The 26,572-nt window shown below is 59.6% G+C and carries 25 protein-coding genes; 18 read left to right on the top strand and 7 right to left on the bottom strand.

Features of this window, described 5'->3' with window-relative positions; translation table 11 throughout:
* Positions 1-61: 61 nt before the first annotated feature.
* The gene (locus tag TG4357_RS05470) at positions 62-283 is read right to left on the bottom strand and encodes a DUF1127 domain-containing protein (RefSeq protein ID WP_074647009.1); all 222 of its coding nucleotides are present in this window, start codon (positions 281-283) and stop codon (positions 62-64) included.
* Between the two features lie 123 nt (positions 284-406).
* On the opposite strand from TG4357_RS05470, the gene TG4357_RS05465 reads away from it, so the two are divergent.
* The gene (locus TG4357_RS05465) at positions 407-1,279 is read left to right on the top strand and encodes a LysR family transcriptional regulator (RefSeq protein WP_058261861.1); all 873 of its coding nucleotides are present in this window, start codon (positions 407-409) and stop codon (positions 1,277-1,279) included.
* On the opposite strand, the gene TG4357_RS05460 is transcribed toward TG4357_RS05465, so the two are convergent.
* Positions 1,269-2,228, bottom strand: coding sequence for an NADPH:quinone oxidoreductase family protein (locus tag TG4357_RS05460; protein WP_058261860.1), 960 nt, complete (start codon positions 2,226-2,228; stop codon positions 1,269-1,271). The genes TG4357_RS05465 and TG4357_RS05460 overlap by 11 nt on opposite strands.
* A 268-nt stretch (positions 2,229-2,496) precedes the next feature.
* Here TG4357_RS05460 and TG4357_RS05455 point away from each other — a divergent pair, with 268 nt between their 5' ends.
* The 4 genes from TG4357_RS05455 (at position 2,497) to TG4357_RS05440 (ending at position 5,655) form a co-directional block, all read left to right on the top strand.
* A complete protein-coding gene (locus TG4357_RS05455; protein WP_058261859.1) occupies positions 2,497-2,868 on the top strand; it encodes a helix-turn-helix domain-containing protein in 372 nt (123 codons plus the stop codon).
* A gap of 53 nt (positions 2,869-2,921) precedes the next feature.
* Positions 2,922-3,728, top strand: coding sequence for a histidinol-phosphatase (hisN, locus tag TG4357_RS05450; protein ID WP_058261858.1), 807 nt, complete (start codon positions 2,922-2,924; stop codon positions 3,726-3,728).
* A 109-nt stretch (positions 3,729-3,837) separates the two neighbouring features.
* A complete protein-coding gene (locus TG4357_RS05445) occupies positions 3,838-5,172 on the top strand; it encodes an 8-oxoguanine deaminase (protein ID WP_058261857.1) in 1,335 nt (444 codons plus the stop codon).
* 15 nt (positions 5,173-5,187) lie between these two features.
* On the top strand, positions 5,188-5,655 hold the full coding sequence (locus tag TG4357_RS05440; protein ID WP_058261856.1) for a CAP domain-containing protein: 468 nt from the start codon (positions 5,188-5,190) through the stop codon (positions 5,653-5,655).
* Here TG4357_RS05440 and guaD read toward each other — a convergent pair.
* On the bottom strand, positions 5,619-6,935 hold the full coding sequence (gene guaD / locus TG4357_RS05435; RefSeq protein ID WP_058261855.1) for a guanine deaminase: 1,317 nt from the start codon (positions 6,933-6,935) through the stop codon (positions 5,619-5,621). The genes TG4357_RS05440 and guaD overlap by 37 nt on opposite strands.
* Positions 6,936-7,054: 119 nt before the next feature.
* Between guaD and mgtE the strand changes: the two genes are divergently transcribed.
* The 7 genes from mgtE to TG4357_RS05400 all read left to right on the top strand — a co-directional run bounded on the left by mgtE (position 7,055) and on the right by TG4357_RS05400 (position 15,814).
* Positions 7,055-8,452, top strand: coding sequence for a magnesium transporter (gene mgtE, locus TG4357_RS05430; RefSeq protein WP_058261854.1), 1,398 nt, complete (start codon positions 7,055-7,057; stop codon positions 8,450-8,452).
* A 29-nt stretch (positions 8,453-8,481) separates the two neighbouring features.
* Entirely contained in the window at positions 8,482-9,039 is a 558-nt protein-coding gene (locus TG4357_RS05425; protein ID WP_058261853.1) for a 5-formyltetrahydrofolate cyclo-ligase, read from the top strand.
* A gap of 339 nt (positions 9,040-9,378) precedes the next feature.
* Positions 9,379-10,266, top strand: a complete 888-nt coding sequence (locus tag TG4357_RS05420; protein WP_058261852.1) for a MurR/RpiR family transcriptional regulator — start codon at positions 9,379-9,381, stop codon at positions 10,264-10,266.
* A gap of 133 nt (positions 10,267-10,399) precedes the next feature.
* Entirely contained in the window at positions 10,400-11,722 is a 1,323-nt protein-coding gene (locus TG4357_RS05415; RefSeq protein WP_058261851.1) for an aspartate aminotransferase family protein, read from the top strand.
* A 564-nt stretch (positions 11,723-12,286) separates the two neighbouring features.
* Positions 12,287-13,099 carry a TIGR00282 family metallophosphoesterase gene (locus TG4357_RS05410; protein WP_058261850.1) on the top strand — a complete coding sequence of 271 codons (813 nt, stop codon included), beginning with the start codon at positions 12,287-12,289 and terminating at the stop codon, positions 13,097-13,099.
* Between the two features lie 104 nt (positions 13,100-13,203).
* A complete protein-coding gene (locus TG4357_RS05405) occupies positions 13,204-14,982 on the top strand; it encodes an SLC13 family permease (protein WP_058261849.1) in 1,779 nt (592 codons plus the stop codon).
* A 91-nt stretch (positions 14,983-15,073) separates the two neighbouring features.
* A complete protein-coding gene (locus TG4357_RS05400; RefSeq protein WP_058261848.1) occupies positions 15,074-15,814 on the top strand; it encodes a YebC/PmpR family DNA-binding transcriptional regulator in 741 nt (246 codons plus the stop codon).
* A gap of 583 nt (positions 15,815-16,397) precedes the next feature.
* On the opposite strand, the gene TG4357_RS05395 is transcribed toward TG4357_RS05400, so the two are convergent.
* Positions 16,398-17,261 carry a LysR family transcriptional regulator ArgP gene (locus TG4357_RS05395; RefSeq protein ID WP_058261847.1) on the bottom strand — a complete coding sequence of 288 codons (864 nt, stop codon included), beginning with the start codon at positions 17,259-17,261 and terminating at the stop codon, positions 16,398-16,400.
* 88 nt (positions 17,262-17,349) lie between these two features.
* Between TG4357_RS05395 and TG4357_RS05390 the strand changes: the two genes are divergently transcribed.
* From TG4357_RS05390 to TG4357_RS05380, 3 genes are read left to right on the top strand one after another with little or no spacing between them, the layout of a single operon-like run.
* Entirely contained in the window at positions 17,350-17,943 is a 594-nt protein-coding gene (locus tag TG4357_RS05390) for a LysE/ArgO family amino acid transporter (protein ID WP_058261846.1), read from the top strand.
* 48 nt (positions 17,944-17,991) lie between these two features.
* Complete coding sequence (locus TG4357_RS05385) at positions 17,992-18,897, top strand: DMT family transporter (RefSeq protein ID WP_058261845.1); 906 nt, start codon at positions 17,992-17,994, stop codon at positions 18,895-18,897.
* Positions 18,898-18,947: 50 nt separating this feature from the next.
* Positions 18,948-19,967 carry a DUF1036 domain-containing protein gene (locus tag TG4357_RS05380; RefSeq protein WP_058261844.1) on the top strand — a complete coding sequence of 340 codons (1,020 nt, stop codon included), beginning with the start codon at positions 18,948-18,950 and terminating at the stop codon, positions 19,965-19,967.
* A 22-nt stretch (positions 19,968-19,989) separates the two neighbouring features.
* Here the strand turns inward: TG4357_RS05380 and choV are convergent, their stop codons facing one another.
* The 3 genes from choV to TG4357_RS05365 all read right to left on the bottom strand — a co-directional run bounded on the left by choV (position 19,990) and on the right by TG4357_RS05365 (position 22,910).
* Positions 19,990-21,021, bottom strand: coding sequence for a choline ABC transporter ATP-binding protein (gene choV / locus TG4357_RS05375; protein WP_058261843.1), 1,032 nt, complete (start codon positions 21,019-21,021; stop codon positions 19,990-19,992).
* On the bottom strand, positions 21,021-21,851 hold the full coding sequence (gene choW / locus TG4357_RS05370) for a choline ABC transporter permease subunit (RefSeq protein ID WP_058261842.1): 831 nt from the start codon (positions 21,849-21,851) through the stop codon (positions 21,021-21,023). The genes choV and choW overlap by 1 nt, the downstream gene beginning before the upstream one ends.
* A 135-nt stretch (positions 21,852-21,986) precedes the next feature.
* On the bottom strand, positions 21,987-22,910 hold the full coding sequence (locus TG4357_RS05365) for a choline ABC transporter substrate-binding protein (RefSeq protein ID WP_058261841.1): 924 nt from the start codon (positions 22,908-22,910) through the stop codon (positions 21,987-21,989).
* A gap of 76 nt (positions 22,911-22,986) precedes the next feature.
* Between TG4357_RS05365 and betI the strand changes: the two genes are divergently transcribed.
* The 3 genes from betI to betB are packed head-to-tail and all read left to right on the top strand — an operon-like array spanning position 22,987 to position 26,572.
* Complete coding sequence (gene betI / locus TG4357_RS05360) at positions 22,987-23,571, top strand: choline-binding transcriptional repressor BetI (RefSeq protein ID WP_139193655.1); 585 nt, start codon at positions 22,987-22,989, stop codon at positions 23,569-23,571.
* Positions 23,568-25,082, top strand: a complete 1,515-nt coding sequence (gene betC / locus TG4357_RS05355; RefSeq protein ID WP_058261840.1) for a choline-sulfatase — start codon at positions 23,568-23,570, stop codon at positions 25,080-25,082. Before betI ends, betC begins: the two co-directional genes overlap by 4 nt.
* 29 nt (positions 25,083-25,111) lie before the next feature.
* Positions 25,112-26,572 (top strand): betaine-aldehyde dehydrogenase, encoded by a 1,461-nt coding sequence (gene betB / locus TG4357_RS05350; RefSeq protein ID WP_058261839.1) that lies wholly within the window; start codon positions 25,112-25,114, stop codon positions 26,570-26,572.

Genomic DNA, 26,572 nt, shown 5'->3' with positions numbered 1-26,572 from the left:
TATCGGTGACCTTGCGACCGTTTTCAAGTTTCCGGTGCTGCGGATTCGCGCTTTTTTACGTTTATTTGAGCCAGGCGTTGGGCGCGTCCCAGATCGGGCGGCGCGCTTCGGCATCGGCCTGTGCCCGGCTCAGCCCCATATCGTCGAGCGCGGCTTGGTCAAGCATCCGCAGCGCGTGGCGCTGACGCATCAGGGCATTGGCCTGCATCAGGCGGGTGAAAAAGGATGCGGTCCGGCCATTGGCGGGGCGGCGGTTTGCTTGGGTATTGATCATCATCGACATTTTGTAGCCTTCCCATTTGTGATTAATTGAGGGGGTTTCATCATTTCTATTGATGCATATGGGGAAGTATGGTTCATTTGGAAAACGAATGTTTATGAATGAACACATCAAAAGGTGTGATGAATGCGAAATCTGGATATCACGACGCTGCGCTCTTTCGTTGCGGTCGCTGAATTGGGCGGGGTGACTCGCGCGGCGGGCTTCCTCAATTTGACGCAATCGGCGGTTTCAATGCAGTTGAAGCGGCTTGAGGATTTGCTGGGTCTGGCGCTGCTGGAACGGTCCGGGCGCGGTGTCAGCCTGACGGCGGCGGGGGAACAGTTGCTTAGCTATGCGCGCAGGATGGTCGATCTGAATGACGAAGCCTTTGCGCGGCTGACCCACAAGGATTATGCCGGTGAAATCCATCTCGGGGTGCCGCATGACATCGTTTATCCGGTGATTCCGCGGGTGTTGCAGCGGTTCGCCGCGGAAATGCCACGGATGCGGGTGCAGTTGAACGCCAGCCATACCAACAAGCTGAAGGAAATGTTTGACCGCGGCGAACTGGACGTGATCTTGACCACCGAAGGCAAGTTGGACCGGGATGGTGAAACGCTGAACGAAATCCCGTTGCGCTGGGTCGGGGCCCCTGGGGCGCAGGTATGGAAACAGCGGCCACTGCGCATCGCCCAAGGGCGCGTCTGTGCTTTCAGGTCCGATCTGATTTCAACCTTGGACGATGCCAACGTGCCCTGGACGTCGGTTGTTGATACCGACAGCGATCGCACGATCGAGGCGACGGTCAGCGCCGATCTGGCGGTTTGTACAATGCTGGAAGGCACCGCGCCGCCGCAGCTCAGCGAACTGGACAACACCGATCTGCCCGATCTCGGGGTCTATCTGATCAACATGTACACGGCCGGAAAACGGCTGAGCGAACCGGTCGCGCGGCTGGCGGACATGATCCGGGCCGGATACCAGCCTCTGCGACAGGTCGAACCAGTCAGGGCGTGATCACCACCTTGCCGGTCGAGGCCCGCGACCGCAGTAATTCCAGCCCCTCGGCGGCGCGCTCTAGCGGTAAAACATGGCTGACATGGGGTTTCAACCGCCCCTGATCGTACCAACCCAACAGGGTTTTCATGCTGTCGGTCAGCACATCGGGGCGGAATTTCAGATAACCGCCCCAATACAGCCCCAGCACAGTCAGGTTCTTGACCAGCAGGTGATTGGCCGGGATTTGCGGCACCTCGCCACTGGCGAAACCGATCGGGATCAGCCGCGCTTCGGGGTTGCAGGCGCGGAACGCCGCTTGCCATTGTTCGCCCCCGACCGGATCATATACCACATCGGCGCCGCCAAGTGCCTTGACCTCTTGCCGGATATCTTGGGTTTTGGCATCGATCAGGTGGTCGGCCCCGGCGGTCTTGGCCGCTTGCAACTTGTCCGCACCACGGGCGCAGGCAATGACCGTGGCCCCCATCAGTTTACCGATTTCCACCGCGGTCAATCCGACCCCGCCAGCCGCCCCCAGAACCAACAGCGTTTCGCCGGGGCGCATCTGTGCGCGATGGTCAAGCGCGACATGGCTGGTGCCATAGGCGATTTGAAAGGCGGCCGCATCTTCGAAGCTCATGCGATCGGGAATTTCCACCAGCCGGCTGGCCGGGAAGCAACCCAATTCCGCCAATCCGCCCTGACCGCTATAGACCGCTACCCGGGTGCCCGGTGCGGGGCCGTCGGTGTCGGGACCAAGCTCTTCAACCACCCCGGCCATTTCCAGCCCAAGGATGAAAGGGGCCTGCGGCGTTTCCTGGTATTTTCCTTTGATCATAAGCAGGTCGGCAAAGTTAAGACCGCACGCCCTGATTCTTACCAAAGCTTCGCCTTTTACGGGAACCGGATCGGGTAGATCGCAAACTTCTGGCTGCGCTCCGTTTTCGGAAATAGAATAGGCTTTCATGTTATCCTCCGTCGCCTGCGTTATGCGAAGCGAAAAAGGCTAAGTCAAATAGGGTCTTGCTGGATTCTGTCCGCGCTAGGGGGCGAATCCTTAAGATTGTGTTTTCAACCGAAAACTTCTCTTAATAGATGTGTTTATTCTTGATTGAGATATGAAACTCAGTACTATTTGAATATGTAACGAACCATACAACCCTTGGGGAAACACCGGATGCAATCCGGGGTGAGGGCGAGTTTGGTGCCTTGGAATGGTATGAAGGAGTCGCTCAATGGCACACCCTGTGGATGTGCATGTTGGTAAACGTATTCGACACCGCCGCTGGTTGGTGGGGATGACGCAACAGCAATTGGCCGAACAGGTCGGAATCAAATTTCAGCAAATTCAGAAATACGAAACAGGCACCAACCGGGTCAGCGCATCGCGTCTTTGGGATATTGCCGAAGCATTGGATGTCGCGGTTGGCTTTTTCTTCGCCGGTCTTGAAGAGGATGGGGGGGACGGTGACACCGCCAATATATTTCCCTCTGACCTGATCGGGGACAAGGAAGCATTGGATTTGGTGCGCAGCTATTACGCGATCCCCGAACATCAGAGAAAACGCCTGTTCGAACTGGCCCGCTGCCTGTCCGACGTGGCTTGAGCTTGATCAGACCCTGAGGTACCCATGCGCCCAGACAGCGCGGCGGGGACCTTATGGCTGAACAACTGGATGCTCAAAATGTAATCGACACTGCTCATGCGTTGGCCGATGCCGCGCGGGCGGTGATTTTGCCGTTTTTCCGGTCGCCCGGCTTGACTGCGGACAACAAGGCTGCGGCGGGATTCGATCCTGTTACCGCAGCCGACCGCGCCGCCGAACAGGCAATCCGTGCGGTTCTGGCCGGCCGCCGCCCCGATGATGCCATCGTGGGCGAAGAATTCGGCGCGACCCCTGGCAGCAGCGGATTGACCTGGGTGATTGATCCGATTGACGGCACCCGCGCCTTTCTCAGCGGCACCCCGACCTGGGGGGTGCTGATCGCGGTGTCTGATTCGACCGGCCCGATCTATGGCCTTATCGATCAGCCCTATATCGGCGAACGATTCGAAGGCGGGTTTGGCCACGCCCGGATGACCGGGCCACGGGGGGGGGCCGATCTGGCCACCCGATCCGACCGGCCGCTGTCCGATTCCATCGTGTTTACCACCTTCCCCGAAGTGGGAAACCCTGATGAAATGGCAGGATTTCAACAGGTTGCGGCACAGGCCAAGCTGACCCGTTATGGTATGGATTGCTACGCTTATGCGCTGGTCGCCGCTGGACAGATCGATCTGGTGATCGAAGCGGGTCTGTCGAATTACGATATTCAGGCCCCGATCGCGGTGATCGAAGCCGCCGGTGGAATCGTCACCGATTGGCAGGGCGGTCCGGCCCATAATGGCGGCCGGGTGGTTGCCGCCGCCTCGAAACAGCAACATGCCGAAGCGCTGGAAATTCTGTCGCGCGTGCCGCTTGAATAATTTCCTTGATCTGGCAATTTAGGGCGGCTGCGCGAGTCCTTCGCCCCTTTCTGTCGCGCATTTCCACACACGGGAACCGAAAGGGGCGGACACGTGTGTGGGGACTGACATGACCGAATTTACCATCAAAAACGCCGATACCATTCTGACCATGGATGACGGGCGGCGCGAATTGCATGGCGCGGATATTCATCTGAAAAACGGGGTGATCGCCGCAATCGGCCACACCCTGCCGGACCGCGGCGAGGTCGTGCTGGCCAAGGGTTGCGTGGTGACGCCGGGATTGGTGAATACCCATCATCACCTCTACCAGACGCTGACCCGCGCGGTGCCGGGCGGGCAGGACGCGCTGCTGTTTGGCTGGCTGCAGACACTATATCCGATCTGGTCCCGGTTCGGCCCCGAAGAAATGCGGATTTCGGCGCAGATCGGGTTGGCGGAACTGGCCCTGTCGGGCTGTTCGCTCAGTTCGGATCACCTTTACCTTTATCCCAACGGCGCACGGTTGGACGACACGATCGAGGCGGCGGCGGAAATCGGGCTGCGCTTCCATCCAACCCGTGGCGCGATGAGCATTGGCGAAAGCGATGGCGGCTTGCCGCCCGATTCACTGGTCGAACGCGAAGAAGACATCTTGAATGACAGCATCCGGGTCATCGACCGGTTCCATGACGCGACCGAAGGGTCGATGTGCCGCGTCGGTGTCGCCCCCTGTTCACCGTTTTCGGTCAGCCGCGAATTGATGCGCGACGCGGCGCTGCTGGCCCGCGACAAGGGCGTAATGCTGCACACCCACCTGGCCGAAAACGACGAAGACATTTCCTATTCGCTGGAAAAATTCGGCTGTCGGCCGGGGCAATATGCCGAAGATCTGGGGTGGACCGGTGATGACGTCTGGCATGCCCATTGCGTGAAACTCGACCGGCAGGAAATCGATCTGTTCGCCCGCAGCCGGACCGGGGTGGCGCATTGCCCTTGTTCCAATTGTCGGCTCGGGTCGGGCATCGCACCGGTGCGTGCCATGCGCGATGCTGGCGTAAAGGTGGCACTGGGCGTTGACGGATCGGCCAGCAATGACAGCGGCAACCTGATCGCCGAAGCCCGCCAGTCGATGCTGTTGCAGCGGGTCGCAAACGGCGCCGACGCGATGAGCGCCCGCGAGGCGCTGGAAATTGCCACCCGCGGCGGGGCAGAGGTCCTAAACCGACCCGATTGCGGTCAGATCGCGGTTGGCAAGCGCGCCGATATCGCGATCTGGGATATCAACAGCATCGAAAGCGCCGGTAGCTGGGACCCGGCGGCGCTGTTGCTGGCCGGGCCGATGAAGGTCCGCGACCTGTTCGTCGAATCGCGCCAAGTGGTGCGCGGCGGTAATCTGCTGACCCTCCCTTTGGATGTATTGATCGCAACGCAGCAGCGGTTAGTATCAAAACTGATGGGGTAACCTAAGGGGTGCAAGGTGCGTAAAAAAACGATCATCGTGGTCGCGCTGGCGGCCTGCATGGCCATCGGCGCGCCTGCAATGCTGACCGGGCAGGGCGGGCAGGCGCGGGCCGGTACCGCGCAATCTGCGGTCGCGTTGCTGAATGCTGAACGCGCCCGGCGCGGGCTGCCGCCGTTGCACGCGGATAGCAAGCTGAACAAAGCCGCGAACGGCCACGCCCAAGACATGGCGAACCGCGGCTATTTCAACCATCGCAGTCAGGATGGCCGCAGCTTTTCCGACCGGATCAAGGCGACCGGGTATTGCCGCGCCGCGATGGCGGAAAATATTGCGCTTGGGCAACAAACAATCGCCAAGGTTATCTCGGCCTGGATGGAATCGCCGCCGCACCGCAAGAACATGCTGAACCGGCGCTATTCCCGTTTCGGCATCGGTAAAGCCAAGGATTACTGGGTGCTGACGCTGGCCGGTCCCTGCGACTGACGCCCGCCGATATAGGTCGCCGCAATCGCCCGGTCATCGCCCATCATGATGGTGGGAAAAACCGCTTCCCAGATATCGTTGGCCCGCGCCGCGCGCTGCGCGATATCGGGGGTCGATTCCAGATCCAGAACCACCAGATCGGCCTCCATCCCCTGGGCGATATTGCCGATTTTATCCTCCATCCGCAGGGCGCGCGCCGATCCGGCGGTGGCCAGCCACAGCAATTGCGCCGGGTGGATCGGATTATGCCGGATCTGGCCGATTTCATACGCCGCTGCCATCGTGCGCAGCATGGAAAAGCTGGACCCGCCACCGGTATCTGTGGCCAGCCCGATCCGGTGCCCCGCCGCCATCAACCCGCCCATATCGAACAGGCCCGACCCGATGAAGGTGTTCGAGGTCGGGCAATGGATCAGCGATGCATCGACCTCCTTCAACCGATCCTTTTCGCGATCTTCCAGATGGATCGCATGACCGTAAAGCCCGCCGGGGCGCAATAATCCGTGCGCTTCGTAAGTGTCCAGATAATCCCGCGCCTGCGGATAAAGCGATTTCACCCAAGCGATTTCATCGACCTGTTCGGACAGATGCGTCTGCATCAGGCAATCGGGATGTTCGCCCCATAAAGCACCAAGCGCGTTGAGCTGCTCCGGCGTCGATGTGGGGGAAAATCGCGGCGTGATCGCATAGCTCAGCCGGTCCACCCCGTGCCATTTTTCCAAGAGCGCCTTGCTGTCGTCATAGGCCGATTGCGCGCTGTCGCGCAGCCCGTCGGGGGCGGTATCGCGGTCCATGCAGGTCTTGCCCGCCACCACCCGTTGCCCACGTGCCTGCGCGGCGGTGAAAAACGCCTCGACGCTGGTCGGGTGAATGGTGCAATAGCTGACCACCGTGGTGGTGCCATGCGCCAATGTCAGGTCAAGATAGCGTTCCGAGATTTCCGCCGCATAGGCGGGATCGAAAAACCGGGTTTCTTCGGGGAAGGTATAGCTGTTGAGCCAATCGATCAGCCGCTTGCCCCAGCTGGCGATGATGCCGGTCTGCGGATAATGCGCATGGGCATCGACGAACCCGGCCAGAATCAGCTTGTCGCCGTGATCGACGATATCGGCCTCTGGGTGATCTTGGCGCATGGCCTCGGCTGGTCCGGTGGCGGCAATCTTGCCGTCGCGGATCAAAACCCCGCCCCGCCGTTCATACCGCGCCGCGTCGATGCCGGTCTCGAACGGCGTGCCGTCAAAGCTCAGAACCTGTCCGATCAGCAAAATTTTCTGCACGATTGCACCTTCCTTTCTCGGTCATGGTATTCTTGGCGAAAACATCGGTAAATTCCCAGTCTGCACCTGTTTCCTTGAAGCTGCTTCGGCTAAGAGAAGAAAAAGCAGGCGAAAGGGGCGGCATGAGCGACGAATTCGATCACAGCGAAGCGCAACCCGACAGCGCGACCGAGGGCGATTATAGCATCAGCCGCCGCGATATCGCCGCGATTCTCTATTCGGTGGACGCCAACGATCAGGCCAAGCTGATCGAATTGATGGAACCGCTGCACGCGGCCGACATCGCCGACCTTTTGGAACAGCTCAATCCGTATGACCGCCGTCGGCTGGTACGGCTGTACGACCGCGAATTCGACGGTGACATCCTGTCGGAACTCGAAGAGGGTCTGCGCGAAGAAATCATCAGGGTCCTGTCGCCCGAAGTCTTGGCCGAAGCGGTGCGGGAACTGGATTCGGACGATGTGGTCGATCTGGTCGAAGACCTTGATGAACCGCAGCAAGAAGCGATCCTCGACGCGCTGGAAGATTCCGATCGTGTCGCGGTCGAACAGGCGCTTGCCTATCCCGAAACCTCTGCCGGGCGCCTGATGCAGCGCGAAGTGGTGGTCGCGCCGGATCACTGGACAGTGGGCGAAGCCATCGATTTTCTGCGCAAGGCCGAAGAACTGCCGGAACAATTCTATCACGTGGTTCTGGTCGATCCACGCATCCACCCGGTTGGCAATGTGACGCTGGGCAAACTGATGAGTTCGCGCCGCAATGTACCGTTGACCGAAATCGTGGAAGACGTGTTTCAGGTCATTCCGGTGTTGCAAGACGAAGCCGACGTTGCCTATGCGTTCAACCAGTATCACCTGATTTCCGCCCCCGTGGTCGATGAAGACAACCGGCTGGTCGGGGTCATCACCATCGACGACGCGATGGCGGTTCTGGATGAAGAACACGAAGAAGACATTCTGCGTCTTGCCGGTGTTGGCGACGAAGCCAGCCTGACAGATACCATCTTTGAGGCCGCCAAGGGCCGGGCGCTGTGGCTGTTCGTGAACCTTTTGACGGCGATCCTCGCCTCTTTGGTGATCGACATGTTTGCCGAAACCATCAATCAGATGGTGGCGCTGGCGGTGCTGATGCCGATCGTGGCCTCGATGGGGGGCAATGCGGGCACCCAGACCATGACGGTGGCGGTGCGGGCGCTGGCCACCCGTGACCTTACCGCGCAAAACGCGATGCGCGTTGTGCTGCGTGAAGTGTCGGTCGGGGCGCTGAACGGGCTGATCTTCGGCGGTACGATGGCCTTGGTTGTGGCGCTTTGGTTCGGGGTGCCGATGCTGGCGCTGGTGATCGGTCTGGCGATGCTGTTTACCCAGATCGCTGCGGCGCTGGGCGGCATCGTGATCCCGATGGCGCTGGACCGCGCCGGTATCGATCCGGCGCTTGCCTCGGGACCGTTTGTGACCACGGTGACCGATGTGGTCGGATTTTTCGCCTTTCTCGGGCTGGCGGCTTCGGTGTTGATGTGACCGATCCTGCCGTGTTTGAAGGAGCTGATATGACTGATCTTGCCGCATTCAAAACCGCAGCACGCGAAGCTGCATTAGTCCGTCGCGCAGCCGCGCATGAAGCAGGTTCGGGCGGGCGCGCGTCCTTCCTGTCGGAAATCCTCGCCGGCCATCGCGGCGTGCCGGTGTCGGGCTATATGCCGATCCGCAGCGAAATCAGCCCGCTTGCCGCCATGGCCGAAGCCGCCGCATATGGCCCGGTGGCGGTGCCGGTTATTCAAGCAGCAGGCCAACCGTTGAAATTTTCCCGCTGGGAACCGGATTGCGCGTTGAAAGACGGCCCGTTCGGGGCGCAGGTCCCGATGGTCGAGGATTTCATTACGCCCGAAATCGTGATCGTGCCCTTGGTCGCCTTTGACCGGCAGGGCAATCGGCTTGGGTATGGCGGCGGGTTTTATGACCGCACGTTAGAAGTTTTGCGCGCCAGCGGCCCGGTTCTGGCCATTGGCTTTGCCTATGCCGCGCAAGAAACCGAGGCGCTGCCGCTGGAACCGACCGATCAGCCGCTCGACATGATCGTGACCGAACGGGGCATTCTGTCCATCTGATCGCCCTGCCAATACCGTAAAACGCCATGCGTATTGGCGTGCTTTGCCTGTCGGCAGGCCGACAATAAACCATGTCTGTGCTGTGCCCGCGTTGTGGCTGGACCGGCCCGCTGTACGAAAGCGGGCAGGCATTGGTTTCGGTGCGCAGGCATATAACTATACGGATATTATTGGATAATTTTGCGTTCCTGAGGTTTCCTTTCAGGACCGTCAGTCGCGCATCCCCTGGCGTTCCCACGGCACCGCTTAGCGTTTGGGAAAACACTTGCTCAAAAATGTAATGAATGTTACATAATTCCTTACGCATGGATCAAATGGAATATTTGAGGTGAGTTGCTGATGCGGAATGATCTGGAACGTCGGGCGCAGGCAGCGCTTCCGGACCTCAGTCCCAAGATGCAGGGCGTGTTGCGATATCTGATCGCCAACAGCGATGACATCGCCCTATCGTCGATGCGAACGCTTGCAACGGCCTGCGGTGTCACCCCGCCCACCATGCTGCGTCTGGCCCGCAAATTGGGCTATGACGATTGGAATAGCCTGCGCGACGAACTTCAGGCCGAACTGCGCGAACGGGTCGAAGGGCCGCTGACCACCCGCGTGCGCAACCTTGCCACCTATGGTCAACAGGACCAGACCAGCCGCATCACCCAGGATCTTCTGGAAGAGGATGAACGCAATCTGCGCCGCAGCTGGGACAAGATCGACGTCGATCAGCTGGATTCGGCCGTCGGGGCGATGCGCGCCGCACGGAAGCTGTTTTTCCTGGGGCGCCGCAGTTGCTATCCCGTCGCCTACTTGATGTATTATTCCTACCGCATGATCCGCGACAACGGGGTCATGGTCGCCGATCACGGCGCAGGCATCTTCAACAGCCTTGACGAGATTGGACCTGACGACGCGCTGATCGTTGTCGGATATGAACCCTACAGCCAGGAAAGCGTGGCGCTGACCACGCAGGCGGCCGATCGCGGGGCGTGTGTTCTGTCCATTACCGACAGCGCCGTTTCGCCGCTGGCCCTGTGTGCCGACCATGTTTTTATCGCACGCAACGAAAGCCCTGCGCCGTTTCAATCGACAATAGCAGCCCATTCGATCGGCACCGCGCTGATGGTGTTGATCACCGCCGCCGAGGGAAATGAAGCAATCGAAACGATGCAGCGGCGCGAAGACAGTTTGCGTCAGCTTGGCGCGTATTGGGAGCCGGCCCCAGAACGAAAAAAATAGACACTGAAAATCAACGCGACTGGACCCATCGGAATGAACTTGACACTTGCCATCATGGCTGCGGCCAACCTTGACGCACCCCGAGTGCGCCTTTCCTTAACAACGCTCCAAAACTGAAAGAAAGAGCTCGAGTATGAGTAACGTATTTCCGCGCGACACGCGCATCTCCCCTCCTGTCGCCGTGCGCGGCGAGGGTTGCTACCTGATCGATTCCGAAGGAAAGCGGTATTTCGACGGATCGGGTGGGGCTGCGGTTTCATGCCTTGGACATGGGGATGCCGGGGTTACGGCAGCGATCAAAGATCAGCTTGACCGGCTGGCCTTTGCCCATACCAGTTTCTTCACGTCTGAACCGGCGGAAGCGTTGGCAGAGCTTTTGATCCAGCATGCGCCGGGCGACTTGTCGCGGGTTTATTTCGTCTCCGGTGGGTCCGAAGCGGTGGAAGCCGCGCTCAAGCTGGCGCGGCAGTATTACGTCGAAATCGACCAGCCAGAGCGAAGCCGGATCATCGCCCGGCGGCAAAGCTATCACGGCAACACGCTGGGGGCACTGGCCACCGGCGGCAACGAATGGCGCCGGGCGCAATTTGGGCCGCTTCTTCTGGATGTCAGCCATATCGCCCCCTGCTATGAGTACCGTTTCAAGGCAGAAAAAGAAACCGCCCATGAATACGGCCAGCGTGCCGCGCAGGAACTGGAAGATGAGATTCTGCGCCTTGGCCCCGATACCGTGATGGCCTTCGTCGCTGAACCCGTGGTCGGGGCAACGCTTGGGGCGGTGCCCGCAGTCGAAGGGTATTTCAAGCGCATCCGCGAAATCTGTGATCGCTATGGCGTGTTGCTGATTTTGGACGAAGTCATGTGCGGCATGGGCCGGACCGGGTATCTCTATGCTTGCGAAGCCGATGGGGTCGCACCGGATATCCTGTGTATCGCCAAGGGGCTGGGCGCGGGATATCAACCGATCGGAGCGATGCTGTGTTCCGGGGCGATCTATGATGCGATTGCAAGTGGATCGGGGTTTTTCCAACACGGTCATACCTATATCGGTCATCCGGTGGCGACTGCGGCGGGATTGGCCGTGGTGCGTGCGCTGCTGGATCGGGGCTTGGTCGCGGGTGTGACTTCCCTTGGGGAAAAACTTGACGACGCCTTGCGCAGCCTGCTTGGACAACATCCCCATGTCGGCGATATTCGCGGTCGCGGTCTGTTTCGCGGCATCGAACTTGTCGAGAACCGCGAAACTAAGGCACCGTTCGATCCCAGCCAGAAGATCGCTGCGAAGCTCAAGAAAGCCGCGATGGAAGCCGGGCTGATCTGCTATCCGATGTCGGGGACGATCGATGGCCAGAAGGGCGATCACATCCTGTTGGCACCGCCGTTTATCATGACGGACGATCATATCGGAGAACTGAGCGAGAAGGTCGCAATCAGTGTGACGAAAGTTCTGGGCTGATCTGCCTTGCCAAACCTGATTGCCGGATCGAGGCATGAAACGGTTTGTCGGGTTGGATTTGTCGTTCAAGACAGCCGCGATCTGCGTTGCAACATGCAAGCAAGGATCGCCCGGTGCGCTGACGGTTCCAGCGCACCGGAGCCTTTGTCTGGGGGCTGATACCCGATTCGTCTGCTTTGAGCCGTTGCGGCTGCGGATAAAACGGGTGCGGTATTCAATCCCGGCATCTGGTGGATCGGGTCGTTTGACGAACCGTGGTCCTTCACCAACCGCAGACTTCCCTATGGGCAGGCTTTTCACCCCGGCCGTTGCCGGCCTGTTTGAAAGCGTGAAAAAATATCTGCAATCGTATCGGCAAACCACTGCGAACCATCCCGAAACCTTGCGCGGGTGAGGCGGGCTATATTCCATTGAGATTAAAACATTTTTAGCAACCGCGGGAGGGTTATTGCGCATCCGCAGAGGCGGAAAACCTGGCCTCCGGCAGGAGTATTTTGGTAACAATGAAAGGAGGTCGCGCAGCCTCTCTCTTGAACCTTCGTACCGGGAAGCCTAGCAAGCGGTATGAGAATATTGTTTCTAGGCGATGTGATGGGGCGCGCGGGCCGGCGCGCCGTGAGTGAAAACCTGCCGCGTCTGCGCGACGACTGGCGGTTGGATTTCGTTGTGGTCAATGGCGAAAACGCCAGCAGTGGCGCGGGATTGAGTGCCGCGCATGCCAAGCTTCTGCTGGAAGCCGGGGCCGATTGCGTGACGCTGGGCGATCATTCCTTTGACCAAAAAGAGATGCTGCAATTCATCGAAACCGAACCGCGCATCCTGCGGCCGTTGAATTTTGCCAAAGGGGCACCGGGGCGTGGCCACCGGGTGTTCAGCGACCGGCGCGGCCGCAAGATCCTGGTGACGCAGGTTCTGGGCAACGTGTTCATGAAACGGGCCTTTGACGATCCGTTTTCCGCCATCGATACGGTGCTGCGCCAGCATGTTCTGGGCGGCGCGGTGCAGGCGGCGCTGGTTGATGTCCATTGCGAAGCGACCAGCGAAAAGATGGGCATGGGGCATTTCTGCGATGGCCGCGCCAGCCTTGTCGTTGGCACCCATACCCATGTGCCCACCGGCGATGCCCAGATTTTGCCAAAAGGGACCGGTTTTCTGACCGATGCGGGCATGTGCGGCGATTACAACAGCGTGATTGGCATGGAAAAAACTGAACCGATGCGCCGCTTTGTTACCGGCATGGCGAAATCGCGGTTCACCCCGGCGCTGGAAGAAGCAACCCTGTCCGGCGTCTTCGTGGAAACCGATGACCGCACCGGCAAAGCCATCGATATCCGGATGATCCGGCAGGGTGGACGGTTGCAACAGGCAGGGCTTTGACACGATCCGCTGCGGCGTTCCGGCACCCAGACGATAATCCCTCTTGTTGCCGTCCGCTTGCTGGGCAAAACTGAACCAGTTTATGACCGAGGCGCGCGGATTGAATGCTGCTGATTGAATTATCCCAAACCGGCCAGGCCGTCGTTGCGCTTTGCGTGGTGCTGGGAATGTTCGTGCTGTTCACCAAGGAAGTCCTGCCGACCGAAGTGGTGGCGATTGCCGGGGTGGCAGTGCTGCTGGCGCTGGGGCTATTGCCCTATGATGCCGCGCTGATGGTATTGTCGAACCCGGCACCTTGGACCATTGCGGCGATGTTCATCGTGATGGGCGCGTTGGTGCGGACCGGGGCGCTGGATGCGATCACCGCCGCGGCCGACCGGCAGGCACAGAAAAGCCCGAAACTGGCGCTGGCGATGTTGCTGGCAGTGGCGGTGGTGGGATCTGCCATCATGAATAACACGCCGGTTGTCGTGGTGATGATTCCGGTCTTCGTGCAATTGGCGCGAACCATGGGGGTGGCCGCGTCCAAGTTGCTGATTCCATTAAGCTATGCCGCAATTATCGGCGGCACCCTGACGCTGATCGGCACCTCGACCAACCTGCTAGTCGACGGGGTCGCGCGGGCGCAGGGGCTGGAAGGGTTCAGCATATTCGAAGTGACGCCGCTGGCCTTGGTTCTGGTCGCCTGGGGGATGATTTACCTGTTGCTGTTCGGGCGCAAATTGCTGCCCGAGCGGACCTCGATGGCGTCGATGTTGACCGACCGGTCGAAGATGAAGTTTTTCACCGAAGCAGTGATCCCGCCCGAATCCAACCTGATCGGACGCGAAGTGCTGAGCGTTCAGTTGTTCAAGCGCGAAGGCGTCCGGCTGATCGATGTGATCCGTGGCGATCATTCGCTGCGGCGCAATTTGCAGGATGTCACGTTGCAGGTCGGCGACCGGGTCGTGTTGCGCACCCGAATGACCGAACTGCTGAGCCTGCAGCGCGACAAAAGCCTCAAACGGCTCGATCAGGTCGGCGCGGTGGAAACATCGACCGTCGAGGTTCTGATCACCCCGGGGTGTAAAATGGTCGGGCGGTCGATGGGATCGATGCGGTTGCGCCGCCGGTACGGGGTTTATCCGTTGGCGGTGCATCGTCGCAATCAGAACATCGGCTTGCAGTTGGATGAACTGGTGGTCCGGGTTGGTGATACGCTGCTGCTGGAAGGGGCCCCAGAAGATATTCACCGGTTGGCGCGCGACATGGATATGGTCGATGTGACCCAACCCTCGGCGCGCGCGTTCCGCCGCGGTCACGCACCGCTGGCGGTGGTGTCGCTGCTGGCGGTTGTGGTGCTTGCCGGGTTTGGCGTGGCCCCGATCCTGCTGTTGTCGATGATCGCGGTGGGGGTGGTTCTGGTCACGCGCTGCATCGATTCCGACGAAGCGTTTTCCTTTGTCGACGGGCGGTTATTGGCGCTGATCTTTGCCATGCTGGCGATTGGGGCGGCGCTGGATCATACCGGGGCGGTGGCGTTGATCGCCAATGCCATTGCGCCGTTATTGGCGGGAATGCCCGCGTTTGTGGTGATTTGGGTGATTTACCTGCTGACTTCGGTGTTGACCGAAATGGTATCAAACAACGCCGTTGCGGTCGTGGTGACGCCGATTGCCATCGGGTTGGCCGATGCGATGGGGATCGATCCGCGGCCCTTGGTGGTGGCCGTGATGGTGGCGGCATCATGCAGCTTTGCCACCCCGATCGGGTATCAGACCAATATGTTGGTCTACGGGCCCGGCGGGTACAAGTTTACCGATTTCATGCGGGTGGGCATTCCGCTCAATCTGAGCATGGGGATTTTGGCCTCGGCGCTGATTCCGTTGCTCTGGCCACTCTGATCCGCCTGATTTTAGGGGCGGCTGAGGCTTGCAGCCCCCCGCCCGGGTGACTTATAGAACTCCAAACCAAGAGAAATCGATCGGAGGCATCATGGCCGGCCATTCTAAATGGGCAAATATTCAGCACCGCAAAGGGCGTCAGGACGCCGCGCGGTCCAAGCTGTTTTCCAAATTGTCGAAAGAAATCACCGTCGCCGCGAAAATGGGCGACCCCGATCCCGACAAGAACCCGCGCTTGCGCCTAGCGGTGAAAGAAGCAAAGTCGAATTCGGTACCCAAGGACGTGATCGACCGCGCGATCAAGAAATCGCAGGTTGGCGATGGCGACGAATACGAAGAAATCCGTTACGAAGGCTATGGCACCAACGGCGTGGCGGTGATCGTCGAAGCGATGACCGACAACCGTAACCGCACAGCATCGAACGTGCGGTCCACCTTCACCAAGAACGGCGGCAACCTTGGTGAAACCGGGTCGGTGGGGTTCATGTTCGAACGCAAGGGCGAAGTGACCTATCCGGCGGAAGTTGGCGATGCCGACACCGTCATGATGGCGGCAATCGAAGCCGGTGCAGAAGACGTAGAAAGCTCGGAGGACGGCCATGTCGTTTGGTGTGCCGATACCGATCTGAACGACGTGTCGACGGCGCTGGAAGCAGAATTGGGTGAATCGGAGTCGACCAAACTGGTCTGGCGGCCAACCACCACCACCGAACTGGACCTTGAAGGGATGCAGAAGCTGATGAAGCTGGTCGATGCGCTGGAAGACGATGATGACGTTCAGCGGGTGACGACCAATTTCGAAGCCTCTGACGAGGTGATGGAACAGCTCTGAGGCCCCTCTCAGCTCGATTTCGGCGCCCATAGGGGTGCCGTTTTCGTTTCCGCATGGTGACAGGACGGGTTCGCTCTGTGAATTGATTGTCTTTTTGCAATTATTGAGGTGATGAATTTCCGAAAATGCCTTCATTAATTGTCGAATTACGACAATATGACGCTGTGGCGGTCTGATTTGACTAAAGCGGCTTTTCAGGGGGGGTAGGGGCGGATTTCAGGCCAATCAGGCGCTGGTTATGGCCGTTTATCCACATCGCAGCGTACAGTCCGGGATAGATAGGGCCGGCAAATCGCACGGGTCTTGCTGATCATTCGGGGCATATGCAGCCGGTCAGAATTCACCCCCAGATCGTCCCGGTGAGGCAAATTCGGACCAAGGCAGACCGGGACCGGCTGATATGGCGGCTGCTTCAAATTGTGGATCGTTTGTGGATAGATCAACGCGCCGGAACGCCCTGTGGATAACTTTGTGTATTGTTTTCAGTGGCAGGTCGTCTGTGGAAAACGTTTAAGATTGCCTGTGGATAACTCTGTGGATTGTGTGAAATGCAGTAATTAAAACAATATGTTGAATATATCCTCTAAAACAGGGCTAGCTTGGCTGCCTGACGGATTGACGCGGTAACTGGGGCCAAGGCGCGCGCCATTAACCGACTGGTCTGCCAATAAAGCGGAATATCATGCTCGGCCTCCGGCAGCAGCGGGCGCAACGCTCCCGAACGCAGATGATCGCGTACCAGAACCTCGGGATTTAATCCCCAACCCATCCCCAAGACTGCGGCGTCCACAAACCCTTGCGTGGATGGGATTAGATGCGATTTAGGTCTGTGGATAACTTTGAAATATCTTTTTAACCAAGTATGTTGCAGGTTGTCTTTACTGTTGAAAACCAGCATGGGTGCCTGCATCAGATTGGCGGCTGTCACCCCTGTGGATAAATAGCGGGCGATGAAATCCGGGCTGGCCGTGGCGATATAGCGGAACTGCCCAAGGCTGACGCTGTCGCATCCTTTGGGCGCCTGCGCCACCGAAGTGACTGCGGCACTGACATCCCCCCGTTTCAACCATTCGGCGGAATGATCCTGATCATCCACCACCAGATCGAAATATTGCGACGGATGTTCCGCCAGCGCCGGCAACACCCAAGTTGCCAGACTGTCGGCATTGATGGCAATCCGCATCCGGGCGGCGGGGCGCGGTATGGCATCGGTGACCTGACTTTCCAGCAAAGCCACTTCTTCGGCATGCCGGGCCAGCCGCAAACCGGTTTCGGTTCCGGTACAGGGGTGCCCCCGCAACACCAAAGGCGACCCGATCCGTTCTTCCAATTGGCGAATGCGTTGCGACACCGCCGATTGAGTCACATGCAATTGCGCCGCCGCGGCTTCGAAACTGCCGCTGCGCAGCACCGCCGCCAAGGTTTCCAACTGATCGTAGTCCAGCATTAGCAATTCTTATGTAAGTGGTAATTCTTTAATTTGAATATCCTCAATTCCGACGCTAGTCAAAACCCGAAAAAGGAAAGGAACGGATATGGATGCGTGGATCGCCGGTTTCGGGCTGGGCCTGTCGCTGATCGTTGCCATCGGGGCGCAGAATGCCTTCGTGCTGCGGCAGGGGCTGTTGCGGCTGCATGTTCTGCCGATCGTTCTGATCTGTGCGTTGAGCGACGCGATCCTGATCGCCGCCGGTGTCGCGGGGGTCGGCGGGTTGACCCGTGCATGGCCGTGGTTTGAACCGCTGATGCGCTGGGGCGGGGCGGCATTCCTGATCCTGTACGGGATCAAGGCCTTTGCCGCCGCTTGGACCGGTTCGGGGGCGCTGCAAAGCGGCGAAGCGGACCGGCCGTCGTTATGGGCGGCGATTGTCACCTGCTTGCTGTTCACTTGGGCCAATCCGCATGTCTATCTCGATACCGTGGTGTTGCTGGGATCGGTGTCGTCGCAATATGACGACCGCTTGGGGTTTGCCCTTGGCGCTATGGGGGCAAGCTTGGCATTCTTTTTCAGCCTGGGCTACGGCGCGCGACTTCTGGCGCCGCTATTCGCAAAACCGCGCTCCTGGCAGGTTTTGGACCTGATCGTGGGCACAATCATGTGGGGAATCGCCGCGTCGCTGATTTTTTAGGCTGTTCTGTGCTTGCAGCGGTCTGCGGGATCGTGAACTTATGCTGTCATGAGTACAGAAAAAACCACGCGACCGGTGGTTGGCGTCTTCTGGATGCTGGTAACCGGGATCCTGTTCGTTGGCGTGACCGCCTTGGTCAAGCATCTGGGCCCGCGCGTCCCGGCCCCCGAAGCCGCCTTCCTGCGCTATGTCATGGGGCTTGTCTTCTTTATTCCGCTGCTGCGGCCCTTGTTGAAATCGGGGCTGACCGGACGGCAATGGAAATTGTTCGCCGCGCGCGGCTTTGCGCATTCCGTGGGGGTGGCGCTGTGGTTCTTTGCGATGGCGCGGATCCCGATCGCAGACGTGACAGCGATGAATTTCATGTCGCCGATCTATGTGACGTTGGGGGCGGCGCTGTTTCTGGGTGAAAGACTGGCCGTACGGCGGATCCTTGCGATCATCGCGGCGCTCATCGGCGGTCTTATCATTCTGCGTCCGGGATTCCGCGAAGTCGGCTTGGGGCATCTGGCGATGCTGTTCACGGCGCTTGTCTTCGGCGCATCCTACCTGTTGGCGAAAATCCTTGCCGAAGAAGTGAACGCGGCCATCGTCGTGGCGATGTTGTCGATTTTCGTGTCGATCGGGCTGGCACCTCTGGCGATCATGAACTGGGTCACGCCGGACGCCGAGGCACTTTTGATCCTGTTTTGCGTCGCCAGCGCGGCCACGGCGGGGCATTACACGATGACGCTGGCCTTTGCGGCGGCCCCCGTGGCGGTGACCCAGCCGGTTTCCTTCCTGCAACTTCTCTGGGCGGTGTTGCTGGGGTATTTCGTGTTTGACGAAGGCGTCGATATCTGGGTGATCGTCGGGGGTCTGGTGATCGTCGGGTCGGTCACATTCATCACTTGGCGCGAAGCGGTGCTGAAGCGGCGGATGGTGACGCCGACAGCGCTGGCAACCAAGGTTTGACGCGACCGTTGGAAACAGGCCATGCTGCGGCACCGGATAAGGAGTAGACAGTGACCTATGTGTTGATAAGTGCCGTTGCAATCGGCCTGGGCGTTGCGGGGGCGGCGCAGGCCGGGCTGGAAATCTGCAACGAAACCGGGCGCAGCCGCAGCCTTGCGGTCGGGTACCAATCCGGCGACACATGGGTGTCAAGCGGATGGTGGAACATCGACGACGGCAGTTGCGGAACCGTGGTCAGCGGCGATCTGGAACAACGCTATTACTATTACCGTGCTACGGCTGCGGACGTGCCCTTTGACGGCGAAGATTATTGGTTCTGCACTTCGCCGCAGGTGTTCAACATCGAAGGCGACGAAAACTGCGCCGCGCGCGGTTTTGACCGCAGCGATTTTCGTCAGGTCGACACCGGCGAAAGCGCGACGCAGTACAAGCTGACCCTGGTCGATGAACCCGCGCCGCCGGCCCCCGAAAAAAAAACAGACCCATTGCCGAGCGGTGACGGGCGCGGAACCTATGTCGAAACGTTTTCCGATCTGCTGATCTTTCAGGGCTGCACCGTTGATGATGGGTCCGAATATTGCGCCTTTCACGGCAATGGCTGGAAATATTACGCTTACTACGGTGGGCCTACTCCGCGGCATTTGCTGGATCGGCTGTACAATCAACCCGTGGGCGCGGCGTTCCATGTCTCGGGCGAAATCGTGTCATTTGGCGACATCTCGATGGAAGTGATGGTGGACAGCGTCACCATCGCTCCGGGGGGCGATCCTTTCGCCAATCTACGGGCGGCGATGCAGGGCGAATGGGTGTCGACCGATGATCCCGCCTACAAGATTGAAATCCACGGCTCGGAAATGTGGGAATTCCACGGCGGCAGTTTCCTCAGCAACCTGTTTTTGCAGATTGCCGATGGCTGCGATGCCGCCCCGCAGGGCCGCGGCCCGGTATTGATCGAAACCAACCCCGAAGACCGCGAACCGCTGTGTTATGGTATCGCGACCGCAACGACGACACGGCTTGAGCTGATTTATTTCGGGCGAGGCAACATGCTCCGCTTCCGGCGGCCCTGACCGTTAGTCCCGCACCGAGGGCTCAGGCGGAACCGCCGCCGCGCGGATCGAGCAGATTCCTCAGCACGGTTTCCGGGGTGATCTGACCGATCACCTGGCCCCGTTCAAGCACGCCCACCGGGCCCTGGCAGACCTGTTCCATCACGTCGCGGATATCGGCATCCGGGGCGACATGAACCGCGTGGGTGCCGCTTGCCGGTTCCATTACATCGCGCGCGCACAACACGCCCAAAGGGTTCATATAAGCGACGAATTCGGCGACGTAATCGGTCGCGGGCGCGGTGAAAATTTGCTGCGGGGTGCCGCATTGCACGATCCGGCCACCTTCCATAATGGCGATCCGGTTGCCGATCTTGAACGCTTCGTCCAGATCGTGGCTGACAAAGATGATGGTGCGGTTCAGTTTCTTTTGCAGGTCCAGCAATTCATCCTGCAACCTTGTGCGGATCAGCGGATCAAGCGCCGAAAACGGTTCGTCCATCAACAGGATCGGCGCATCGGTGGCAAAGGCGCGGGCCAATCCCACCCGTTGCTGCATCCCGCCCGACAGGTCGGACACCTTGCGGTCGGCCCAATCCGACAGCCCCACCAGGTCGAGCTGTTCATCGGTCTTGGCGGCGCGGTCCTGCTTGGACATCCCGGCCAGTTCCAGCCCCAGCCAGACGTTTTCGCGCACCGTGCGCCATGGCAACAGGCCGAATTGCTGAAACACCATGGCGACCGATTTCTGCCGAATGCGGCGCAGGGTCTTGGCATCGGCATGGGTGACGTCTTCCATACCGGTTTCGGTGGCGACCTCGACATTGCCGCGCACCACCGGGTTCAACCCGTTCACCGCGCGCAGCAGGGTGGATTTTCCCGACCCTGAAAGCCCCATCAAAACAAGGATTTCGCCGGTTTCAACCTCGATCGAACAATCATGAACACCCAGAACCTGGCTGGTTTCTTCCTGAATTTCAGTGCGGCTTTGACCTGCATCCATCAAGGGCAGCGCCTTGTCGGGATAGTCGCCAAAGACGATGGAAACGTTGTTAAAGGAAACAGCGGTGGTCATCAGCGATCAACCCTCAACATACGGTCCAGAAGAATGGCTAGAACGACAATGACAAACCCGGATTCGAACCCAAGCGCGGTGTTGACCTGATTGAGCGCCCGCACCACCGGCACGCCCAACCCGTCCGCACCGACCAGCGCCGCGATCACCACCATCGACAGCGACAGCATGATGGTCTGGTTCAGCCCGGTCATGATCTGCGGCAGCGCATAGGGCAATTCGACCTTGACCAATGTCTGATGCGGTGTTGCGCCAAAAGCCTGCGCCGCTTCCAGCAAGGCTTGCGGCGTCGAGGTGACACCCAGATGGGTCAGCCGGATCGGCGCGGGCAGCACGAAAATCACCGTGGCGATCAGCCCGGGCACCATGCCGATACCGAAAAATACGATCGCCGGGATCAGGTAAACAAAGGTCGGCAGGGTCTGCATCAGGTCCAGAACCGGTCGCATCCAGGCATAAAGCCGCGGCCGGTGCGCGGCGGCGATGCCGATCGGCACCCCCACCCCCATGCAGACGACGCAGGCCGACAATACCAAGGTCAGGGATTCGGTGGTTTCTTCCCAATAGTCCTGATTGAGAATGAACAGGAACCCCAGCGCCACCATCAGCGACGTTTTCCAATTGCGGTGCAGGGCGAAAGTCAAACCAGCGAAGATCGCAATGACGATCAGCGGGTTGGGGCCTTGCAGCACCCACAGGATCGCGTTGATCAGCGCCTCAAGCGCTTCGGACAGTGCGTCGAAAAAGACGACAAAATTCTCTTGCAGCCAGTCGAAGACGGCAGCAGCCCATTTGCCGACCGGGATTTTCGTTTCGGTGATCCAGTCCATTCGCATCCTGCCTGCTTAGAGAAACTGCAAAGGGCAATGCGGCATCATTTTTTCGGGGGTTTGCCCTGACACGCGCATCGGTCCCTCACTTGTCCTCCCCCCGATACGGGGGAAGGACCGTGTGGAAAGCGGTTCTTACAGCCCCAGCGAAGCCTTGACGGCGGCCATCGCGTCGCCACCATCCATGGTGGTCACGCCGTCAAGCCAACCGTCCAGCGGTGCCGGGTTGGCCTTCAGCCAAGTCGCCGCCGCTTCGGCCGGATCGGTGCCGTCGTTCAGGATCGCGCCCATGATTTCGTTTTCCATCGCCAGCGAAAAATCAAGGTTGGTCAGCAGCTTGCCAACATTGGGGCATTCGGTGACATACCCGGCGCGGGTATTGGTATAAACGGTCGCACCCCCCAGGTTCGGCCCGAACCAATCGTCGCCACCGGTCAGGTAGGACATGTCGAAATTGGCGTTCATCGGGTGCGGTTCCCAGCCCAGGAAGACCACCGCTTCGCCTTTGCGGTCGGCGCGGGCCACCTGTGCCAGCATCCCCTGTTCGGAACTTTCCACCACTTCGAACCCATCAAGGCCAAAAGCGTCGTCATTGATCATGTCCATGATCAGCCGGTTGCCGTCATTGCCCGCCTCGATACCATAAATCTTGCCTTCCAGCGCGTCTTTCTGCGCTGCGATATCGGCGAAATCCTTGATCCCCAGTTCGGCGGCGACCTTGTTCACGGCCAAGGTGTATTTCGCCCCTTCCAGGTTGGCGCGCACGGTGTCGACGGTGCCGGCATCGCGGTAAGGCGCGATATCGGCCTCCATCGTCGGCATCCAGTTGCCAAGGAAGATGTCCACATCCCCACCGGCGATCGACGTATAGGTCACCGGAACCGACAGCACCTTGATATCGGTGTCATAGCCCAAGGCTTCCAGTACCACCGTTGTGGCTGCGGTGGTTGCGGTGATGTCGGTCCAACCCACATCGGAAAAGACGACCTCGCCGCAATCGGCCAGTGCAGGGGTGGCGGCCAGCAGGGCCAGAATGGAAAGAGATGATTTGATGGTCATTGAGACCTCCCGGTTTTTTTCTTGATTGACGAGTCAATAAAAATACATCTAGCCTTGTATGGCAAGGAGTTTGATCATGCCCAAGGTTGGAATGGAGCCTATACGCCGCGCCGCGCTTGTGAAAGCGACAATCGCGGAGATCGGTGAAAGCGGGACATTGGACGTCACCGTCAGCCAGATCGCCAAGCGCGCCGGCATGTCCAGCGCGCTGGCGCATCACTATTTCGGTGGCAAGGAACAGATTTTCCTTGCTGCAATGCGTCATACGTTGATGCTGTATGCCGCCGAAGTACGCGGCGCTTTGGCGATGGCCAACGGACCCGCCGAACGGGTCGAAGCAATCGTCAGGGTCAGTTTCAGCCCAACCAATTTCCGCCGTGAAGTGGTGGCGGCCTGGCTGAATTTCTATGTGCTGGCACAGGTTTCGGACGAAGCGCAGCGGCTGCTTCGGGCCTATCAGATGCGGTTGCGGTCAAACCTGCGCTACAATCTGCGCCCTCTGATCGGCGACCGGGCAGAAGACGCGGCGGAACGGATCGCGGCGCTGATCGACGGGGTCTATCTGAAACACACATTGGGCCATGATCAACCGGACCGCGATCGCGCGGTGGCCAAGGTGCTGGGCTGTCTCTCTCTGGAAGTGTCAAAGGGGGCGGCATGAGCAAACCCAATATCCTGATCCTGATGGTCGATCAGTTGAACGGCACCCTGTTTCCCGACGGGCCGGCCGATTGGCTGCACCTGCCCAACCTGCGCAAACTGGCCGACCGGTCGACCCGGTTCCGCAACGGTTATACCGCGTCGCCGCTGTGCGCGCCGGGGCGGGCATCGTTCATGTCTGGGCAATTGCCCTCGGCCAGCCGGGTCTATGACAATGCCGCCGAATTTGTTTCATCCTTGCCGACCTATGCGCATCATCTGCGCCGCGCCGGCTATCAGACCTGCCTGTCGGGCAAGATGCATTTCGTCGGCCCCGATCAGATGCACGGGTTCGAAGAAAGGCTGACCACCGACATTTATCCGGCCGATTTCGGCTGGACCCCGGATTACCGCAAACCGGGTGAACGGATCGACTGGTGGTATCACAATATGGGGTCGGTGACCGGCGCGGGGGTCGCGGAAATCACCAACCAGATGGAATATGACGACGAGGTCGCCTTTCACGCCACCCGCAAGATTTATGATCTGGCGCGGGGCGCAGATGCGCGCCCGTGGTGCCTGACCGTCAGTTTCACCCATCCGCATGATCCTTATGTGGCGCGGCGCAAATACTGGGATCTCTACCAGGATTGCGATCACCTGCTGCCCGAAATCGGCCCGATCCCTTACGAAGATCAGGACCCGCATTCACAGCGGATTTTCGACGCCAATGATTGGCGCAGTTTCACCCTGACCGAAGCCGACATCCGCCGGTCGCGCCGGGCCTATTTCGCCAACCTGTCCTATCTCGACGACAAGATCGGCGGCATTCTGGACGCGCTGGAAACCACCCGGCAGGGCGAAGACACCATTGTGCTGTTCGTCTCCGATCACGGCGACATGCTGGGCGAACGCGGGCTGTGGTTCAAGATGAGCTTCTATGAAGGCTCGTCGCGGGTGCCGATCATGATTTCCGCGCCACAGATGCAGCCGGGCCTTGTCACGGCGCCGGTGTCCAATATCGATATCTGCCCGACGTTGTGCGATCTGGCCGGTGTCAGCATGGACGAAGTGATGCCGTGGACCACCGGTGAAAGTCTGGTGCCGTTAGGGCAGGGCGGGGAACGCACCGCGCCGGTGGCAATGGAATACGCGGCCGAAGCGTCCTATGCGCCGATGGTGTCGCTGCGCTATGGCAAATGGAAATACAATCGTTGCGCGCTCGACCCCGATCAACTGTTCGATCTGGATGCCGATCCGCATGAGTTGACCAATCTGGCCACCGACCCGGCCCATGCGGGCACATTGGCCAGCCTGCGCGCCAAATCCGAAGCGCGCTGGGATCTCGACCGGTTCGATGCCGAGGTGCGCGAAAGCCAGGCCCGCCGCTGGGTGGTCTACGAAGCGCTGCGTCAGGGCGGCTATTACCCTTGGGATTACCAGCCGCTGCAAAAAGCCAGCGAACGCTTCATGCGCAATCACATGGACCTTAATCAGGTCGAAGAAAGCCAACGCTTCCCGCGTGGCGAATAACCCTTTCACTGTTCCGGAAATACTCAACCATGACCTATCCGCTGCACCCCGAAGCCAGCCATTTCGTCAATGGCCGCTATCTCGAAGATACCACCGGCACGCCGCTCGATGTGATCTATCCCGCCACCGGCGAGGTGATTGCGCATTTGTTTGAAGCCACCCCGGCGGTGATCGAACAGGCGATCACCTCCGCCCGCGCCGCCCAAAAAGACTGGGCCGCGCGCAGCGGCACCGAACGCGGCCGCATCCTGCGCCGGGCCGCCGACATCATCCGCGACCGCAATCACGACCTGTCGGTGCTGGAAACCCATGACACCGGCAAACCGTTGCAGGAAACCTTGGTGGCCGATGCCACCAGCGGCGCTGATGCGCTGGAATATTACGGCGGGTTGGCGGCCAGCCTGACCGGCGACCACATTCCGCTGGGCGATGGCAACTGGGCCTATACGATCCGCGAAGCGCTGGGGCTTTGCGTTGGCATCGGGGCGTGGAATTACCCGACCCAGATCGCCTGCTGGAAAGCCGCGCCGGCATTGGCCTGCGGCAATGCGATGATCTTCAAACCGTCCGAAACCACGCCCTTGTCGGCGCTGAAAGTGGCCGAGATATTGGTCGAAGCGGGGCTTCCGGCGGGGCTGTTCAACGTGGTGCAGGGCGCGGGCAGCGTCGGTGCGCCGCTGGTCACAGATCCGCGCGTCGACAAGGTGTCGCTGACCGGATCGGTGCCGACGGGCCGCAAGGTCTATGCCGCCGCCGCCGCAGGCATGAAACACGTCACGATGGAACTGGGGGGCAAATCCCCCATGGTGGTCTTTGACGATGCCGATTTGGACAGCGCCGTTAGCGGCGCGATCAACGGCAATTTTTATTCTTCCGGTCAGGTCTGTTCTAACGGCACCCGTGTTTTCGTGCAAAACGGTATCAAGGAAGCGTTCCTTGCCCGTCTGGCCGAACGGCTTCGGGGCGCGATCATCGGCGATCCGCTGGATCAGGCGACGAATTTTGGCCCGATGGTCAGCGCCGGTCAGTTGGGCATCGTCGAACGCTATATTGCCAAGGGTATCGAAGAAGGTGCGCGGCTTGTGGCGGGCGGCAAACGGGTGGACCGCGACGGGTTTTATATCGAACCCACGGTTTTTGCCGACGTCACCGACGATATGATCATCGCGCAAGAAGAAATCTTTGGTCCGGTGATGTGCGTGCTGGATTTTGACGATGAAGCCGAAGCCTTGGCGCGGGCCAATGATACCGAATTCGGTCTGGCGGCCGGTGTGTTTACCGCCGATCTGACTCGGGCGCATCGCATGGTGCAAGGTTTCGAGGCGGGCACCTGTTTCATCAATTCCTACAATGACGCGCCGGTCGAAATGCCCTTTGGCGGGGTGAAAATGTCCGGGGTGGGGCGTGAAAACGCCAAGGCCGCGATCGACCATTACAGCCAATTGAAATCGGTTTTCGTGCGGATGGACGCCTGCGAAGCAGCGTTCTGA

The sequence above is a fragment of the Thalassovita gelatinovora genome, from assembly GCF_001458355.1.
Lineage (GTDB): Bacteria > Pseudomonadota > Alphaproteobacteria > Rhodobacterales > Rhodobacteraceae > Thalassobius > Thalassobius gelatinovorus.
The sequence above is the reverse complement of the archived record's forward strand: the minus strand, read 5'-3'. Positions and strand labels throughout refer to the sequence as shown.

What these genes read in the sequence shown, in the direction of transcription:
- TG4357_RS05470 (WP_074647009.1), bottom strand. Translation starts at nt 283, where the DNA reads ATGTCGATGATGATCAATACCCAAGCAAACCGCCGCCCCGCCAATGGC.
- TG4357_RS05465 (WP_058261861.1), top strand. Translation starts at nt 407, where the DNA reads ATGCGAAATCTGGATATCACGACGCTGCGCTCTTTCGTTGCGGTCGCT.
- TG4357_RS05460 (WP_058261860.1), bottom strand. Translation starts at nt 2,228, where the DNA reads ATGAAAGCCTATTCTATTTCCGAAAACGGAGCGCAGCCAGAAGTTTGC.
- TG4357_RS05455 (WP_058261859.1), top strand. Translation starts at nt 2,497, where the DNA reads ATGGCACACCCTGTGGATGTGCATGTTGGTAAACGTATTCGACACCGC.
- hisN (WP_058261858.1), top strand. Translation starts at nt 2,922, where the DNA reads ATGGCTGAACAACTGGATGCTCAAAATGTAATCGACACTGCTCATGCG.
- TG4357_RS05445 (WP_058261857.1), top strand. Translation starts at nt 3,838, where the DNA reads ATGACCGAATTTACCATCAAAAACGCCGATACCATTCTGACCATGGAT.
- mgtE (WP_058261854.1), top strand. Translation starts at nt 7,055, where the DNA reads ATGAGCGACGAATTCGATCACAGCGAAGCGCAACCCGACAGCGCGACC.
- TG4357_RS05425 (WP_058261853.1), top strand. Translation starts at nt 8,482, where the DNA reads ATGACTGATCTTGCCGCATTCAAAACCGCAGCACGCGAAGCTGCATTA.
- TG4357_RS05420 (WP_058261852.1), top strand. Translation starts at nt 9,379, where the DNA reads ATGCGGAATGATCTGGAACGTCGGGCGCAGGCAGCGCTTCCGGACCTC.
- TG4357_RS05415 (WP_058261851.1), top strand. Translation starts at nt 10,400, where the DNA reads ATGAGTAACGTATTTCCGCGCGACACGCGCATCTCCCCTCCTGTCGCC.
- TG4357_RS05410 (WP_058261850.1), top strand. Translation starts at nt 12,287, where the DNA reads ATGAGAATATTGTTTCTAGGCGATGTGATGGGGCGCGCGGGCCGGCGC.
- TG4357_RS05405 (WP_058261849.1), top strand. Translation starts at nt 13,204, where the DNA reads ATGCTGCTGATTGAATTATCCCAAACCGGCCAGGCCGTCGTTGCGCTT.
- TG4357_RS05400 (WP_058261848.1), top strand. Translation starts at nt 15,074, where the DNA reads ATGGCCGGCCATTCTAAATGGGCAAATATTCAGCACCGCAAAGGGCGT.
- TG4357_RS05395 (WP_058261847.1), bottom strand. Translation starts at nt 17,261, where the DNA reads ATGCTGGACTACGATCAGTTGGAAACCTTGGCGGCGGTGCTGCGCAGC.
- TG4357_RS05390 (WP_058261846.1), top strand. Translation starts at nt 17,350, where the DNA reads ATGGATGCGTGGATCGCCGGTTTCGGGCTGGGCCTGTCGCTGATCGTT.
- TG4357_RS05385 (WP_058261845.1), top strand. Translation starts at nt 17,992, where the DNA reads ATGAGTACAGAAAAAACCACGCGACCGGTGGTTGGCGTCTTCTGGATG.
- choV (WP_058261843.1), bottom strand. Translation starts at nt 21,021, where the DNA reads ATGACCACCGCTGTTTCCTTTAACAACGTTTCCATCGTCTTTGGCGAC.
- choW (WP_058261842.1), bottom strand. Translation starts at nt 21,851, where the DNA reads ATGGACTGGATCACCGAAACGAAAATCCCGGTCGGCAAATGGGCTGCT.
- TG4357_RS05365 (WP_058261841.1), bottom strand. Translation starts at nt 22,910, where the DNA reads ATGACCATCAAATCATCTCTTTCCATTCTGGCCCTGCTGGCCGCCACC.
- betI (WP_139193655.1), top strand. Translation starts at nt 22,987, where the DNA reads ATGCCCAAGGTTGGAATGGAGCCTATACGCCGCGCCGCGCTTGTGAAA.
- betC (WP_058261840.1), top strand. Translation starts at nt 23,568, where the DNA reads ATGAGCAAACCCAATATCCTGATCCTGATGGTCGATCAGTTGAACGGC.
- betB (WP_058261839.1), top strand. Translation starts at nt 25,112, where the DNA reads ATGACCTATCCGCTGCACCCCGAAGCCAGCCATTTCGTCAATGGCCGC.